Genomic DNA, 14,858 nt, shown 5'->3' with positions numbered 1-14,858 from the left:
AATTATATGGCAATTGATGGAGTAAAAATCATAGATAGTGATGATGGCCATGATATTTATAATTTAATTGTTGAGCGCTATAGAGATGGTATCAGTATTGATACAATTGTTTCAGAAATTTTGGCTGAAGAGCAGAGTTTTTGTACTGACGAATTCTATACAGAAATTTATTGGACTGCCGTAGCCTATTCGCTGTGGAAGATAGGCCATCTGCCAGAGGATATCAAAGAAAAAGCCTTAGATATAATTGGGAAGGGCGCTCATGAGTTTTGGCTAGAAATTGATAGTAAGGCACTCAAACAGCGTCAAAAGGTGTTAGATAGATTAGCCGTACAACTACAAAGTGAAAATCCAAAGCCTCTTAAGGTTCGTAAATCTAAAACAAAGCGAGAACCTCATTTTAAGGTGGGTGATGTATTAGCCGTTAAGTTTAAAGACACCTATGGGGCCATCTTCGTGTCGGACGTAGATCAATCGCCGCGAAAAATCGAATATCATTTGGCCTGTACAAGACTTTTACAAGCGGGCAAACCTAGTATGGACGATTTTTTAAATAGTCAAATTTCCTGTTGGAAAGATAATACAAATTTCGGTATCGATACCGACTGTTGGTTTAATCATAAAGACCTAGGCCTATTGCTAGACCATTTAGAAATCATTGGGGCTGTTGAACTATATCCGTGTAAATTGTGGACACTAGCACCAAGACGCACGTTGGAAGATATCTATGAGGAGATTACCGATAATCCTAGGATAGGAAAACTGCGTCTCATAGACACCTATGAACTGGTAAAAGAGGTTATTCAGAAATAATCTTCGGGAGGATGTGTTACTATAAAGGTGTAAATTTAATGGATACTGTGACGAAACAATATATAGAAACTGTGAAAGTCAGTGACATACCGTGGCATCGTTTGACCACAACTTACGGCCGTGCTACAGATTTTCCTGCTCATCTTGAGGTGTTGTGGGATATGAAGAACGTTGATGCTATTGATGCGGCAGGTGAAGAGCTGGCTCAAAATATTGAACATCAATCGACTTTATGGCATGCTACGCCATTTGCTATGGTTTTCTTGCTTCGTATTTTTAAGAAAGCCTTAGAAGAGAGAACTCAGAATGAAGTAGCTCATTATTTAGTAGAACAATTGGTAGATCTATTTACTGTGATTGCTGAGTGTATTAGAGATGGACTTATGCTAGAACATGCAGATCAATTACCGAACTTTGAGGATATGCTCAACGAAGAATATCTTTGGTCTGAAGAGTATGATGAAGACGAAGATATTCTTCGGTATGAGGAAGAAGAGGTGTTTCCGGATGGCCTATTCTTTAGTTTCTACTACTATTCTTTACAAGTGCTTCTATTATGTAAGCCATTGTTAGACAAAAATAACAAATATGAGGTTACGTTGCTAGAATTGTTGACAGAGATAGAGAACTAACTATCAGTGGAGGCTTCGAATTATTCGGCATTTATGGAGATTATAGATTCCTAAGTAACTATGTAAGTTTTAGATTACTGAGTATCTAGGGAGGTTTTAGAGTATGGGACTCATTGCAAATTATAGCTGTTTAAGCGATGTAAATTTAAAAGAGCTTAAAGCCATGGGCTCAGAAGAAGAGGAAATTCTTGAGAGCGTTGAAGAGTGGAATGACGATGATGAATTATTGCTTGATATCGACAAGATGTGGGATGTGCTCCATTTCGTGCTTACCGGCGTAAGCACTGACCATAAGGATGATAATAACCCTCTTAGTCAAGCTGTGCTTGGCATAACAGCTGTTGAAGAAATATCGGATTACTTAGCGTATACCGAACACGATAAGTTAGCAGATATCGTGGCGGCTCTAGAACAGTTTGACATGGAAGCAGCTCTCGAATCTTTTGATATGGCAGCCTGCAAAGAGGCAGAGCTTTACCCAAATATTTGGGATTATGAAGAGGAAGAGGAAGAAATCAAAGATGAACTTCTTCATGATTTCGAGCAGATGAAGGTGTTCTATAAAAAAGTGCTAGAAGCGAAGGGGCATGTGCTCGTATCAATTTGTTAGGCCCGTTATAATCTGTTGGTCATGGCTCTGGTTATAGACAAATTAATTATAGGACTGACGAAGATGAGGAATTGTAAATGGCAGTGTTAACGGAAAAGCAAATTAAATATGGCTTTGACTACTATCATAAGGATGACGCACGGCCTAAATCTGTGGTAGAGGTCTCTGAATATGATGGTGAAGACAAGCTGATAATCAACTGCACACAGTTAGATGAGTCTTATTCTGCTAAAGATAAGAAGCGAATTTGGATGGAGTGGTGTGATTTTCTAGTAAATAATCCAGATACTTTTACAGAGCTCATGTTTTGTACAAGAATGCCACAGGAGTTATTTGATGCGGTGTGTGCCCAGCGTAGACTTAAAAGGTTACATATAAAATGGGGCGTTTATCCAGATATTTCAAGATTAGAGAACTTACAAGAACTAGAATATCTACATATTGGGTCCGGAAGAAGTGTATCGAGCTTAGAGCCTATTTCAAGATTAGTAAATTTAGTAGCGCTGTCGATTGAAAACTTTCAACAAATTGATGATTATGCGCCATTAGCTAATCTAAAACATCTTGAAAGTCTCGCCTTAGAAGGTGATTTTGCCGCTCCTAAAATTCTTAAGGTTCAATCCTTAGAATTTTTACGCCATATGAAACAGTTGCGCTTTTTTAGCTTTTTAACGGCAAAGGTGATAGATAAAGACTACTCTTCCATTTTAGAACTCAATAATCTAGAACATCTTACGTTAAAATCTTGTAAAGAGGTTCAGCAGTTGTATCCTCAATTCGTTAAACTACCAAAATTAAAATATGGCACAGTTTTAGAACGACCAGAATTATATGAGAAATAAGGCTTGAGATATAAGTCATGAGCTATAATTTATAAGACATAAAAGGGAGTAATCATAATGGATAAAGCACGTAAAAAGGAATTATTGAAAGGCTATAAAGCTAAAGAGAAACAGAGTTTTCTAGATAGCTTACCTATGGATGAAGAGTTGTTTTGGAATCTCTTTGACTATGTAGACGAGAAATTAGAAACAAATGACGGTTGCGATCATAGTCTGACTTTCACAAGAGAGTTTTTAGAAAAACAAAAGGTAGATGTTGAAAGCGTACTAGACTGGATTATCAACGAAGGTGGCGGTTGTGATTGCGAGGTTCTCTACAATGTAGAGGAACGTTTTGAAGAGTACTGTTAATAGTATTTTTTATAGTTAATTCTATGTATTTGCAGGTGTTACCATATAGGTATATAGTATAGGCATGTGATGGATATAGTCACATGTCTATTTTTTATAAGGAGGACGCTATGCAACACGTTCAAAACCGCAGTACTACATCTGCGTTAGTACTCACAGCCGTATTGATTGCCCTCGCAACACTGTTTACCATGTACACGAAAATTCCAGTACCTGGCATTCGCGGCTATTTCAATGTAGGAGATGTCGTTATTATGACGTCAGCTCTATTATTAGGTCGAAAATATGGCGCCTATATCGGTGCTATCGGCCCAGCGTTAGCTGATTTATTCCTCGGCTACGTAGTCTTTGTACCAATCACTCTCGTGGTGAAAGGCATTGAAGGCTATCTTGTCGGTACTGTCTATAACAATAAGACAACTACCTCTGCCTTGGTGGCAACCATTGTAGGTGGCATTATCATCGTAGCAGGCTACTTCATCGCTGAATACTTTGTATTCGATCCAGGCGTAGCCATTGCTAGTATTGTGACCAATACCATTCAAGCCGTTATGAGCGTTATTGTTAGTATGATTCTCTATGCTATCTTGCGTAAACGATTAGGATAGGATTAGTGATTCACAATTCATATACAAATTATGATATAATTTGTATATGAGGAGGTGCTTTTATGGGGTTATTACGTGAAAGTATCCGACCATCGTCGGATTTAAGAAATAAATATAATGAAATCTCTACAGTTTTGAAAACAGGGGACGAAGCTTGTATTATGACGGTAAATGGTCGTGGTGATACGGTATGTATGGGATATGAAACCTATAATAAATTGAAAGCACAGATCGAATTATTAGAGGCTATTGCATTGGCTGAGGAAGACGAACGAAAAGGTAGAATGGGTCCTATTGAGGATACTTTTATCAGCATAGAAGCGTTGTTAGCTGAGGCCGAATAGTTATGGAAGACACTGCTTATCGTATCATTATTATGGCACAGGCCGATCAGGCATTGCATCATATTGTTCTGCATGTAAAGCAATCTTTTTCCAATGAAATTGCCAAGTCTGTTTATCAAGATATTAAGGATAGAATCCTTTTATTAGCGGATAATCCTTATATGGGCACGATTCCAAGACATACTGTTTTACGTAATAAAAACTATCGTATGTTAATCATTAATAAAAATATTATTTTATATCGTGTTTTTGATGATGAAAAAGAAGTGCGCATATATAATATATTTAGTCAACGGCAAGATTATTTACAACTTCTGCAAGGATTGTAGATGTTTAGTTGATTTGGTATGATTGGTGTTAAAGAAGAGCTTGTTATTTATATTCCATTTCATTTTATAATATCCTCTAAGGACGATGTAAATTGACAGCCTCTAGAATTCAGACTATACTATAAGTACAAAAGAGCCAGTTAACGTGTTCTAGGCGTTAGGCTCATCAAAGAATTACGAATTTGATAAACCTAACGTGTCTAAGTATTGCAGTACTTAGTCTTAAACGTTAGGTTTATCTTATTTTATAATCAAATAACTGATTATTTCTTAAGAATTAACACTACGAGGGTAGCGAATAAAATCATTAATGATAATGCTTCGTATACAGTCATAATGTCACCTCCCTCGAAAAGACGGAGATGAACCTAACTCACGTTAATGGCTCTTTCGTTATTAGTATATAGCGGATTTTGAATATTGAAAAATACGAATTAATTTCGTACAACTTTTACACGAATAAAAGGGAGACTTTATCAAGAGTCTCCCTTTGTTAGTTTTAAATAGACTAATATTTATTAATAGATTTTTATTACTGTCGTTCCTTAATTACAGTATGTTTCGTTCTTCAAAGACCGCTTTCACCGTGAACAGTGCGTTCAGCACGCGTGGAAATCCCGCATAGGGGATGCAGTGGGTACAGACCTCTACGATTTGCTCGGGCGCAATACCGACATTGAGTGCCGCATTGGTGTGTACTTTCAGCTGTGCCTCGCAACCGCCCAGCGTTAATAGGGATGCGAGCGTAATCAGTTCCCGTTCCTTGAAATCCAGGTTGGGGCGCGTGTAGATGTCGCCGAACAGCTCGACCAATAAATCGGCTATGGCCGGTGAAATCTCTTGGATTGTGTTATACACCTCCTCGCCGTGCAGCCCGTCAATTTGTTTCAATGTGTTCATACCGATGTTAAAACGTGTTTCTTTCATAATTATTACCTCCGTCTAGACGTATGATATATGCTCGAGTATACTTGAGGTCAAGGTGGTGAAAGTATGAAAATCGGTGAATTTTCAAAATTGGTAGGACTGTCTATTTCTACATTACGATATTATGAGGATCAAGGGTTCCTTCACATCGAGCGGCAGAACGGTATTCGCAATTACCATGCGGAGGATGTAGGATTTGTGCAGTTTATAAAGCGCTTGAAAGATATGGGAATGCCGCTTGCGAATATCAAGCGATATGCGGATTTAAGGTATGCCGGATCTCATACAGTCCATGAAAGAATAACACTGTTGCAAGAACACTATCGATTTATTGATGCCGAAATCAAACGATTGGAAGGCTATAAGAATAATCTAGAAGATAAATTGAAGTTGTATGAAACTGTAATAAAGAAAAATGAGATTGATTAGGTTTTTTTATTGTAGATGGTATATAGCACTTGTATCAATATGGAGGTAGGTACCTCCTATTAATCATAATTTGACGATATATGGTATTCAACCTATAATATGAGTAGATAGCCGAGCGAGTAGAGACGTCAGGCTCATCTCAAAAAACTGAAAAAATCAGGAAATGGCCTTTTCGTTTTATCTAGCTACGAGCTGTAACGAAGGGCTATTTGCTTTTTGTAAAGCAAATAAGGGCAATAAGTGAGCCGAATGAAATGAGAATTGTCAAAATATCTATGACAATTGATAAAATTTCAAAATCACTCATAGTTTCACCCCCTTCTAAAAAGAAGAGAGGCCCAACCTCGTCGGCTACACTATTATTATAATGCGAACTAATATGCGATACAATAAGCATTGATTAATAGAGATATAACTATTTTATAGAGTAGTTATAATGTTTTAGTGGAATAAAGTTTTATATGGTATAATACTTTCATTATGTAGTGAGAAAAGGAGATCTAAATGGCAAATTTACCTAACTGCCCTAAGTGTGGCGATGAGTACACATACGAAGACGGTCATATGTTTATCTGCCCTATGTGTGGACATGAATGGACGGCGGCTGACGCACAAGCTGCAGCTGAAGCAGGTATCATTCGCGATGCTAACGGTAACGAGCTGGCTGATGGCGATACAGTTGTTGTTGTAAAAGACCTCAAAGTAAAAGGTGCGGGCATCTTGAAACAAGGTACGCGCGTAAAAAATATTCGTCTCATCACTGATGCTAGTGATGGCCACGATATCGATTGCAAAATCGATGGTTTCGGTGCAATGGCATTGAAATCTGAAATGGTTAAAAAAATCTAATATAAGGAATCCCTACCGATATATTCGGTAGGGATTTTTTCATATCATAAATGGTATAATCAACGTATACTGCGTGTAGCGTGAGAGTATTTAGTCGAGAGGAAACTATGTTAAAACGTGTTGTGTTACTAGCCGTATTGGCGTCTATGATGGGAACTGTTACTTCTTTAGCGGCTGATTTAAAGCCTACAGATAAGCGTACCTATGAATTACAGCAACAAATCTCTTATAATGTCATCATTCCTAGTGAGGCTTTCAAAACGAGTGCTGACGGTACCTTGATTGTTCCAGTAGAGATTAAGACTGATGATAAGGGTAATATTGTGGCTGTTGAAGCGGGGCCTAATAATTGGAAATTAGATCGAGAGGCTTACCCCATCTTTGAAGAGGCTGCCAAAGAGGCGGCTTGGAATACAAAGCATGTCGATACAGAGGAAGAGTTGGTGATAACCATTCCAGTTAGTATTGTTATGCTATCCGGTGATAAGCCTAAGAAAAAATAAAGGAGCACTTATGGAATCTACAAAAGATTTAGAGAAATACACTTACGACCTACTGGCGGAGCGTGGCGTTACGGTAGAGGATATTGCAGAGCTCGTTTTATACGTTCAAAAACCGTATATGCCGAATTTAAAGATTGAAGAGTGTCGTGAGCATGTGGCATCCGTGCTTTCAAAACGAGAGGTACACAATGCGATAATTACGGGCATTGAGCTCGACAAGTTAACAGAACAAAATAAATTGTCTCAGCCTTTGCAACGCATCGTGGCTAATGATGAAAGCCTCTATGGTATCGATGAGATTCTAGCCTTTTCCATCGTTAATCTGTATGGCTCTATAGGCTTTACGAACTATGGCTATTTAGATAAGGTAAAGCCAGGTATTATTAAGAAGCTAGATAGTGAAGAGGGCGGTCACTGTAATACATTCCTCGATGATCTTGTAGGTGCCGTGGCGGCCGCTGCAGCAGGAAAGCTAGCTCATAATGAGCCACACCGCGTACGTCATGCGTTAGCTGAGGAAAAAGAATAAATTTCTAGTATTGATGTCATTGAGTATAAAGAGTATAACTAGTATAGTGAATAAATAATTTATTACTGGTAGGTTATATACAGGAGGAACTATGCAAAAGGTTCTAGTTGTTATTGATATGCAAAAAGACTTCGTAGATGGTGCCCTTGGCTCAGCACAGGCGCAGATGATTGTAGATAATGTGCGCCAAAAAATTGAGAACTTTGACGGGCCTATTATCTTTACGCGCGATACGCATGATACTAATTATCTTGAAAGCCAAGAGGGCAAGTTCTTGCCTGTTACACATTGCGTGAAAAATACAGAGGGCTGGCATATTGTGAAAGGTTTAATCGAAGCTGCAGAAGGTCGCCCTATTATGAGCCCTGTATCCTTTATCGATAAGCCAAATTTCGGATCCTTTGAACTATTATCACGTTTGGAAGGCATGAATTCGGTGAACCCTATTGAGTCTATCACGCTCGTTGGTTTATGTACTGATATTTGCGTTGTTTCTAATGCGATTATACTGAAAGCAGGTTTGCCAGAAATCCCTGTTTACGTAGATTCTAGCTGCTGTGCTGGCGTTACGGAAGAATCCCATCAAGCAGCATTAACAACAATGAAAATGTGCCAATGTATCGTTGAATAATTATCTTGTTATCACTATAGTAGATTGAATTACATCGGTGTATAGTGATTAACATATACTATTGATGCATAGTAAACATATAGCATTGAGAATTAGAATTTTATATTGGTAAACGAACCCAAAGGCTATAGGTTATCCTATAGCCTTTTTCTATAGGTATTTACATTGACGATTTTCTATATAGAGTGTACAATAAATGAAGAATGATAATTCATATCAATTAAATAAAATACAGATGCAGGTGCATCGAAACGCTTTCACAAGAACGATATCTAGTATTTAAAACCGTTCGTGCCCTATATTTAAGGAGGACTATTATGAAACCTTTCGAACTCGCACCATTACCATATGCTTATGATTACCTTGAGCCTGTTATCGATGCAGAAACAATGAAATTGCACCATGATAAGCACCATCAAGCGTATGTTAATAATTTGAACGCTGCTATCGCAAAATATCCTGATCTTGCTTATGGCTGTGTAGATTGTATTCTCGGCGATATCGCTAATGTGCCAGAAGATATCCGTCAAGCAGTTATCAACAACGGTGGCGGTCATAAGAACCACACTATGTTCTGGGACATCATGACAAAACCAGATACTTCTAAATTGGAAGGCCCTTTGAAAGAGGCTATCGACGCTGATCTTGGTGGTTATGATGCCTTTGTTGAAAGCTTCTCCGCTGCAGCGGCTACACGCTTCGGCTCTGGTTGGGCATGGCTTGTAGTGAATAAAGAAGGTAAACTTGAAGTCACATCCTCTGCGAATCAAGATAATCCTCTATTAGAAGGTAAAAAAGCCATTCTTTGCTTAGACGTTTGGGAGCATGCATACTATTTGCACTACCAAAACCGTCGTCCAGATTACATTAAGGAATTCTTCCGCGTTATTAACTGGGATAAAGTGTCTGAAAACTACGAAAAAGCATTGAAACCACACCATCAATAAGATAGCTTTTAACATTGTATATCTCTAAAACTTAGTTGATCTCAGAAATATGTAAATCTCTCATTTTACTATCTCTCAAAATACTAAACCTTTCAAAACTAATAAATCTCTCAGAACTTTCATCTCTCTAAAAACTAGATATATTTTTAATAGATAACGGATAGTTGGTTCAAAGCGTTCTAAATGATTAGATGACTTTGAATGCTTAGCTATCCGTTATTTTTATATGAAATTTCGATATTTTTGAAATATCTTTCAAAAGTATAGCCATGGATACAGATTTTATAATCGATATCGTTTATCATAGTGTCATAGGTTATGTTAGATAAACCTTTCACAGTATATATTGCCTTGTATACACAGTGGTACGTATAGAGGGCTACGCACATAAGTAATAAACAATATTTTTGACACGAGGGGATCAAAATGGAAAAGAAATTAGATTTGTCCAAATCTGTATATGATTTGGTAACAGAATATCCTGAAGTAACAGAGATTATGAAAAGTTTAGGGTTCAGCGAAATCACTAATAAAGTGATGTTGAACTCTGTTGGTAAAATTATGACCATCCCAAAAGGGGCTAAGATGAAGGGCGTATCCATGATCGATATCGTGAGCGCATTCATGAAAGCTGGTTTTACCTTGGAAGGTGAAATGCCAAATCTACAAGGTGATGAAGCAGCATCTGCTAAAGATGCTCCTGTAGAGACTGTGGCTACTCAAGTAGAGGAGCCTAAAGCTAGCCAAAATACAGAAACTAATGAAGAGGACACTGTTACAGATAGCGAACGTGTAGAACAATTGAAAGGTTTCTTGAAACGGTTAGGTACTGGTGAAGAGCTTGGTGCTGTTCGTGAAGATTTTGCGAGCCAATTCAAACATGTTGAGGCTAGTGAAATTATGAAAGCCGAACAAGGTCTTATGCGCGAAGGTACACCTTTAGAAGAGGTACAACAATTATGTGACCTTCACTCTGCGTTATTCCATGGTTCCACCATTCATGAACAAATGGATGCAGAACATGCTAAGGTAGAAGCGGTTCTAGAAGCTCAAGAAAAGAGCAAGAGCGTTGTGGGTTTGGTAGAGACTGCAGGTCATCCGTTAAACCGATTAACAGAAGAAAATAAAGCGCTCGATGAGTTGATTGAGGCTATTCGTCCAAAAGTAGCAGACAAAACTGCCACTTATGATGATGTGAATACAGTGCGTCAACTATCTGTTCACTATGCTAAAAAAGGCGATTTATTATATCCAAAATTGAAAGTGGATTATGCAATCGGTGGTCCATCCATGGTTATGTGGACTGTTGATGGCGATATTCGCGACCAATTAGGTGATCTAGCAAAATCTAGCCAAAGTGTAGATGATTGGTATAGACGTTTTGATGAACTTCTTACACGTGCTCAAGAAATGATCTACAAAGAACAAAATATCTTGTTCCCAATCTGTGCAGAAAACTTCAGCAAAGAAGATTGGTATCAAATTTACAAAGATACAGCGCAGTATGAAGACATCTTTGGGATAACACGCATTGCTTGGCCAGAAGCTGATACCGCATTAGCTGCGCAAACTACAAAACCAAGTGGTGATAATAATGCTATCGGTTTAATTGGTGGTACCTTAACTGTAGATCAACTAGATGCTATGCTCAATACAATGCCAATGGAAGTAACCTTCGTTGACCATGAAGATATTAACCGTTACTTTAACGATGGTGAAAAGGTATTCAAACGTCCTACTACAGCAATTGGCAGGGATGTGTATTCCTGTCATCCGCCAAAGGTAGAACCAATTGTACGCGGTATTATCGATTCTTTCCGTAAAGGTGACCGCGATAATGTGGCAGTATGGCTTGAAAAACAAGGCCGTCCATTCTATGTAAACTACATGGCTGTACGCGATCAAAACAATAACTATATTGGTACATTAGAACTCGTACAAGACATGCAATTTGCAAAGGAACATTTCGCTAGAATTAAATAAGAACTAGTGTAATACTAGTTGTGTGATATAGTGAAGCTATACTACAAAGAGGCTGCTCTAACATTGAATGATGCTAGAGCAGCCTCTTTTATTTGTACGAAATGAATTCTCTAATATGATTAATGTATTTCCTGAATTAATGTATTTTTTGATAAGAGGTACTCATTAAGGGTGTACGTACTTGATAATATTATGGGTAGCAGTCTTGATATTTTCAAGGCTAGTAGCCAAGTTTAGGCGTACAAAGGTGGTGTAGTTTTTGCCTCCAAACCATTCGCCAAAGCTTGGTGCAATGTGGCATTTATTTTCGAATAAGTCGTGCATATCTTCAGCTTTAACATAGGCACCAAAATCAATCCATGCTAAATAGGTGCCGTCCATAGGGCTGATGCGGATTTGTGGTAATGCCGTACAAAGCTCTCGGCACAGATATTCATAATTTTCACGTATAACAGCTAGTACATCTGTGAGCCATGCCTCCGCCTCTGGATGTGTGTAGGCTACAGTGATGGCCGTTTCGGCAATAACGTCGGAGTCCGTATGGTATACATGAGTTTTATAGGAATTGTATTGGCCTCTCAGCTTTTCGTTTGGGATGATAACCTCTGCATGATGCAAACTAGCCATATTAAACGATTTGGACAGAGAAGACATAGCAATAATGTTGTCCGTATAGGCACCGCTAGCTACTGTTAGGGCCGATGTAAATGGTGTTGAACCTGTGATGAGGTCCTGATGGATTTCGTCGCTGATGATGAGCACCTTGTGTCGCTCACAAATGCTAAATAACCGATCCATCTCATTTTCTGTCCATACGTGACCTACAGGGTTGTGTGGATTGCAGTGAATGAACAGTTTGACATCGTGCTTGGTAATTGCTGTTTCAAAGGCCTCGTAATCTACGGTGTAGCGATTATCTTCGTCGCGACTCATAGGAACGGCGATGATCTGGCGCTGTGCATCGCTAGCGCTCGTATCAAAAGCGCCGTACACAGGACTTAGAACGGCAATGGCATCATTTGGTTTTGTGAAAGCCCCAATACACCACATAATGCCTGTAATGACATTTGGAGCGCTGGTGAGCCAGTCTTTAGAAAGTATACAGTTGTGGCGCCGCTTATACCAATCTATGACTGCTTCAAGATACTTGGGATTTGTCATGGTGTAGCCTAAAGGTTGGGCTTTTACATAGGTACAAATAGCCTCTTGTATGCACTGAGGCGGCATAAAGTCCATATCGGCCACCCATAGGGGTAATAAATCGGTGCGACTAAATTTTAAGTGCTCGCCGTCCCATTTGCGAGAATGGGAACCGCGGCGATCGATATAGTATGTTTCGGTAAAGTCTATTGTGTTCATAGTGAACCTCTATACGTGTATGTTAATGTGGTGGGAACTAATTACTCTATCTATTATCAGTATACATGCATGGATATATATGTAAATATACCCTTAAGAATGGCTGTTACAGTATCTTCTTTTTCTATGCAATCCTTGCATGAATAGGGGCTATATTGGTATACAAAAGGTGCTATATTTGCTTGACTGTTGGGACTTTCACAATTTAGAATATACTATAGAATAGTGTGTGTCTGACCAGTGACCACACGTCTATCGAATGGTTACAAAAGATAAATCTTAGCAGCATGTGGCGGCATCCCTATGTGAGAGGGCTCATCGGATTGCTCAGGTACATGCAACGCTGTATAAGTATAGTACTGGATCCTTGTTAGGAGGCATGTGCCATGAGTAACGAATTAAAACCACTACATTTTGATGCGGATTATACAATGGAGGAAGCGCTCGCTGAGGCGAAACGTTGTCTGAATTGTCCAAAACCATTGTGCCGTATGGGTTGCCCTATTGAAAACGAAATCCCTCGTTTTATCCAAGCTATTGCACACGGTAACTTTGGTTTAGCCAACGATATCTTGGCAGAACGTACAAACTTGCCATCCATTTGTGGCCGCGTATGTCCACGCGAAAACCAATGCGAAGGTAACTGTATCATGAATAAGGCGAAGAAACCGCCTATTAATATCGGTAAATTGGAACGCTTTGCTGCTGATTTTGAAAGCATCAATGAACTTCGAAAACCTAAGAAAATCAAACAAGATCTTGGTAAGGTTGCCGTTGTAGGTTCCGGTCCTGCAGGCTTGTCCGTAGCCGGCGATATCGCTAAACTCGGTTATGATGTAACTGTATTTGAAGGCCAATCTGAACCAGGTGGCGTACTTTTATTCGGTATTCCTGAATTCCGTTTGTCTAAATCCGTTGTACGTCGTGAAATCGCACGTCTTGAAGGTTTAGGCGTTAAATTCGTATGTAATACATTTATCGGTCAAGATAAAACATTGGATGAACTCTTCGCTGAAGGCTTTGATACCATCTTTATCGGTACTGGTACCCATATTCCTCAAGAAGTACGCATGGAAAATGATGAAGTACATGGCGTATTCCAAGCTATGTACTTGTTGACTAACGTACAACTCGTAGAAAATGGTGAGCTTGATGAAGCTCAAATTCCTGTTAAAAAAGGTGACCGCGTAATCATCATCGGCGGTGGTAACGTAGCGATGGATGCGGCACGTACATGCGTACGTTTAGGCTGTGAAGCCGTAACGGTAGCGTACCGTCGTAGCCAAGAACAAATGCCAGCATTGTTGTCTGAATACGAAGAAGCACGTGCCGAAGGCGTTCAATTCCAATGGTTCGCTTCTCCAGTAGGTGTAGAAGGTAAAGACAAGGTAGAAGGCTTCAAATACGAAGTGATGGCTCTTAACGAAGATGGTGCTGGTATCCACGGTACTGGTAACTTCCAAGTTATGCCTGTAGATAAAATCATTATTGCTGCTGGTCACAAACCAAATGCACGTCTTATCGGCGAAGGTAATAACTTGAAAGTAGATGAAAAAGGCTATATCATTACATCTGAAGATCCATATGGTATGACTAATCGCGCTGGCGTCTTTGCTGGCGGTGACGTTGTACATAAACCTGCTACAGTAGTACTCGCTATGCGCGAAGCTAAAAAAGCTGTTGATGGCATGGTTAAATACATGGAAATCAAAAAAGCTCAAGAAAGTGCTAATCAATAATCTTATAGAGATAATTAAAGGGGCCATACTTAGTATAGGCCTCTTTTTACTATAAGGATTTGATTATTATAGTGTTTTAATAGTGTTTTATTATTGGTTTCAGTTTACGGTCAAAGTGGAGGGTCATGTATATATGTACCTATTATGATGTAGGCTCATCCAGTGTGATATTAGAATTCAAATTTGTCTTTCCTGCATAGATAATGTATAGAAATTACGATAAATACTTATAAAACCTGAGCTTATCGATTACAATACCTGTATTTTTAGTCTTAATTATCTCTAGATATACTAAAATTCCACGAATTGATGAAATTGGACATAACTTAATATGCAAAGAAAAAAGCCTCGATAGAACTAATTTATGCCTTAGTTTTTATGGAGGCTTTTCTGTTATCGCATTTCAACTGCTACTAGTCACGGCCTTGGGCTA

Annotated in this window: 19 protein-coding genes; 16 read left to right on the top strand and 3 right to left on the bottom strand. The window is 38.8% G+C overall.

All coding sequences use genetic code 11. From position 1 onward, the window contains the following. Positions 1-6 precede the first annotated feature (6 nt). From KH109_RS07770 to KH109_RS07735, 8 genes are all read left to right on the top strand, one after another. Complete coding sequence (locus KH109_RS07770; protein WP_295218197.1) at positions 7-813, top strand: hypothetical protein; 807 nt, start codon at positions 7-9, stop codon at positions 811-813. Positions 814-851: 38 nt separating this feature from the next. Beyond that, positions 852-1,445, top strand: a complete 594-nt coding sequence (locus KH109_RS07765; RefSeq protein ID WP_295218194.1) for a hypothetical protein — start codon at positions 852-854, stop codon at positions 1,443-1,445. Between the two features lie 103 nt (positions 1,446-1,548). Then, positions 1,549-2,055: a YfbM family protein gene (locus KH109_RS07760; protein WP_295218190.1), complete on the top strand. Its 507-nt coding sequence runs from the start codon at positions 1,549-1,551 to the stop codon at positions 2,053-2,055. A 77-nt stretch (positions 2,056-2,132) separates the two neighbouring features. Then, positions 2,133-2,897, top strand: a complete 765-nt coding sequence (locus KH109_RS07755) for a leucine-rich repeat domain-containing protein (RefSeq protein WP_295218186.1) — start codon at positions 2,133-2,135, stop codon at positions 2,895-2,897. 57 nt (positions 2,898-2,954) lie between these two features. Continuing rightward, a complete protein-coding gene (locus KH109_RS07750) occupies positions 2,955-3,248 on the top strand; it encodes a DUF2695 domain-containing protein (protein ID WP_295218183.1) in 294 nt (97 codons plus the stop codon). A 110-nt stretch (positions 3,249-3,358) separates the two neighbouring features. Beyond that, on the top strand, positions 3,359-3,856 hold the full coding sequence (locus KH109_RS07745; protein WP_295218179.1) for an ECF transporter S component: 498 nt from the start codon (positions 3,359-3,361) through the stop codon (positions 3,854-3,856). A gap of 62 nt (positions 3,857-3,918) precedes the next feature. Continuing rightward, positions 3,919-4,200, top strand: a complete 282-nt coding sequence (locus KH109_RS07740; RefSeq protein ID WP_105093715.1) for a type II toxin-antitoxin system Phd/YefM family antitoxin — start codon at positions 3,919-3,921, stop codon at positions 4,198-4,200. 2 nt (positions 4,201-4,202) lie between these two features. Then, positions 4,203-4,529: a type II toxin-antitoxin system RelE/ParE family toxin gene (locus KH109_RS07735; RefSeq protein WP_105093714.1), complete on the top strand. Its 327-nt coding sequence runs from the start codon at positions 4,203-4,205 to the stop codon at positions 4,527-4,529. A 263-nt stretch (positions 4,530-4,792) separates the two neighbouring features. Here KH109_RS07735 and KH109_RS09795 read toward each other — a convergent pair whose 3' ends face one another. Next, the gene (locus tag KH109_RS09795) at positions 4,793-4,864 is read right to left on the bottom strand and encodes a putative holin-like toxin (RefSeq protein ID WP_219565824.1); all 72 of its coding nucleotides are present in this window, start codon (positions 4,862-4,864) and stop codon (positions 4,793-4,795) included. A gap of 214 nt (positions 4,865-5,078) precedes the next feature. After that, positions 5,079-5,456 carry a carboxymuconolactone decarboxylase family protein gene (locus KH109_RS07730; protein ID WP_038141050.1) on the bottom strand — a complete coding sequence of 126 codons (378 nt, stop codon included), beginning with the start codon at positions 5,454-5,456 and terminating at the stop codon, positions 5,079-5,081. A gap of 66 nt (positions 5,457-5,522) precedes the next feature. On the opposite strand from KH109_RS07730, the gene KH109_RS07725 reads away from it, so the two are divergent. From KH109_RS07725 to KH109_RS07695, 7 genes are all read left to right on the top strand, one after another. Then, positions 5,523-5,885: a MerR family transcriptional regulator gene (locus KH109_RS07725; RefSeq protein ID WP_295218173.1), complete on the top strand. Its 363-nt coding sequence runs from the start codon at positions 5,523-5,525 to the stop codon at positions 5,883-5,885. Positions 5,886-6,389: 504 nt separating this feature from the next. Next, positions 6,390-6,734 (top strand): zinc ribbon domain-containing protein YjdM, encoded by a 345-nt coding sequence (locus KH109_RS07720; RefSeq protein ID WP_295218168.1) that lies wholly within the window; start codon positions 6,390-6,392, stop codon positions 6,732-6,734. Positions 6,735-6,841: 107 nt separating this feature from the next. After that, positions 6,842-7,237: a hypothetical protein gene (locus KH109_RS07715; RefSeq protein ID WP_105093712.1), complete on the top strand. Its 396-nt coding sequence runs from the start codon at positions 6,842-6,844 to the stop codon at positions 7,235-7,237. Positions 7,238-7,247: 10 nt separating this feature from the next. Beyond that, entirely contained in the window at positions 7,248-7,766 is a 519-nt protein-coding gene (locus tag KH109_RS07710; RefSeq protein WP_105093711.1) for a phosphatidylglycerophosphatase A, read from the top strand. Positions 7,767-7,857: 91 nt separating this feature from the next. Continuing rightward, a complete protein-coding gene (locus tag KH109_RS07705; RefSeq protein ID WP_295218163.1) occupies positions 7,858-8,397 on the top strand; it encodes an isochorismatase family cysteine hydrolase in 540 nt (179 codons plus the stop codon). Positions 8,398-8,714: 317 nt separating this feature from the next. Further along, entirely contained in the window at positions 8,715-9,344 is a 630-nt protein-coding gene (locus KH109_RS07700; RefSeq protein ID WP_295218160.1) for a superoxide dismutase, read from the top strand. 426 nt (positions 9,345-9,770) lie between these two features. Continuing rightward, complete coding sequence (locus KH109_RS07695; RefSeq protein WP_295218157.1) at positions 9,771-11,327, top strand: DUF438 domain-containing protein; 1,557 nt, start codon at positions 9,771-9,773, stop codon at positions 11,325-11,327. Between the two features lie 165 nt (positions 11,328-11,492). On the opposite strand, the gene KH109_RS07690 is transcribed toward KH109_RS07695, so the two are convergent. Next, complete coding sequence (locus tag KH109_RS07690; protein ID WP_295218152.1) at positions 11,493-12,686, bottom strand: aminotransferase class I/II-fold pyridoxal phosphate-dependent enzyme; 1,194 nt, start codon at positions 12,684-12,686, stop codon at positions 11,493-11,495. A gap of 386 nt (positions 12,687-13,072) precedes the next feature. Here KH109_RS07690 and KH109_RS07685 point away from each other — a divergent pair, with 386 nt between their 5' ends. Beyond that, positions 13,073-14,425: an NAD(P)-dependent oxidoreductase gene (locus KH109_RS07685; RefSeq protein ID WP_195186239.1), complete on the top strand. Its 1,353-nt coding sequence runs from the start codon at positions 13,073-13,075 to the stop codon at positions 14,423-14,425. Positions 14,426-14,858 lie beyond the last annotated feature (433 nt).

Origin of the sequence: Veillonella sp. (genome assembly GCF_018381775.1) — a bacterium.
Classification (GTDB): Bacteria; Bacillota; Negativicutes; order Veillonellales; family Veillonellaceae; genus Veillonella.
Note: the sequence above shows the minus strand (reverse complement) of the source record. Positions and strands in the feature narration are given on the sequence as shown.

Coding starts and splice junctions, on each gene's coding strand:
- KH109_RS07750 (WP_295218183.1), top strand. CDS start 2,955: ATGGATAAAGCACGTAAAAAGGAATTATTGAAAGGCTATAAAGCTAAA.
- KH109_RS07720 (WP_295218168.1), top strand. CDS start 6,390: ATGGCAAATTTACCTAACTGCCCTAAGTGTGGCGATGAGTACACATAC.
- KH109_RS07710 (WP_105093711.1), top strand. CDS start 7,248: ATGGAATCTACAAAAGATTTAGAGAAATACACTTACGACCTACTGGCG.
- KH109_RS07735 (WP_105093714.1), top strand. CDS start 4,203: ATGGAAGACACTGCTTATCGTATCATTATTATGGCACAGGCCGATCAG.
- KH109_RS07765 (WP_295218194.1), top strand. CDS start 852: ATGGATACTGTGACGAAACAATATATAGAAACTGTGAAAGTCAGTGAC.
- KH109_RS07760 (WP_295218190.1), top strand. CDS start 1,549: ATGGGACTCATTGCAAATTATAGCTGTTTAAGCGATGTAAATTTAAAA.
- KH109_RS07715 (WP_105093712.1), top strand. CDS start 6,842: ATGTTAAAACGTGTTGTGTTACTAGCCGTATTGGCGTCTATGATGGGA.
- KH109_RS07730 (WP_038141050.1), bottom strand. CDS start 5,456: ATGAAAGAAACACGTTTTAACATCGGTATGAACACATTGAAACAAATT.
- KH109_RS07705 (WP_295218163.1), top strand. CDS start 7,858: ATGCAAAAGGTTCTAGTTGTTATTGATATGCAAAAAGACTTCGTAGAT.
- KH109_RS07725 (WP_295218173.1), top strand. CDS start 5,523: ATGAAAATCGGTGAATTTTCAAAATTGGTAGGACTGTCTATTTCTACA.
- KH109_RS07695 (WP_295218157.1), top strand. CDS start 9,771: ATGGAAAAGAAATTAGATTTGTCCAAATCTGTATATGATTTGGTAACA.
- KH109_RS07770 (WP_295218197.1), top strand. CDS start 7: ATGGCAATTGATGGAGTAAAAATCATAGATAGTGATGATGGCCATGAT.
- KH109_RS07740 (WP_105093715.1), top strand. CDS start 3,919: ATGGGGTTATTACGTGAAAGTATCCGACCATCGTCGGATTTAAGAAAT.
- KH109_RS07690 (WP_295218152.1), bottom strand. CDS start 12,686: ATGAACACAATAGACTTTACCGAAACATACTATATCGATCGCCGCGGT.
- KH109_RS07700 (WP_295218160.1), top strand. CDS start 8,715: ATGAAACCTTTCGAACTCGCACCATTACCATATGCTTATGATTACCTT.
- KH109_RS07745 (WP_295218179.1), top strand. CDS start 3,359: ATGCAACACGTTCAAAACCGCAGTACTACATCTGCGTTAGTACTCACA.
- KH109_RS07685 (WP_195186239.1), top strand. CDS start 13,073: ATGAGTAACGAATTAAAACCACTACATTTTGATGCGGATTATACAATG.
- KH109_RS07755 (WP_295218186.1), top strand. CDS start 2,133: ATGGCAGTGTTAACGGAAAAGCAAATTAAATATGGCTTTGACTACTAT.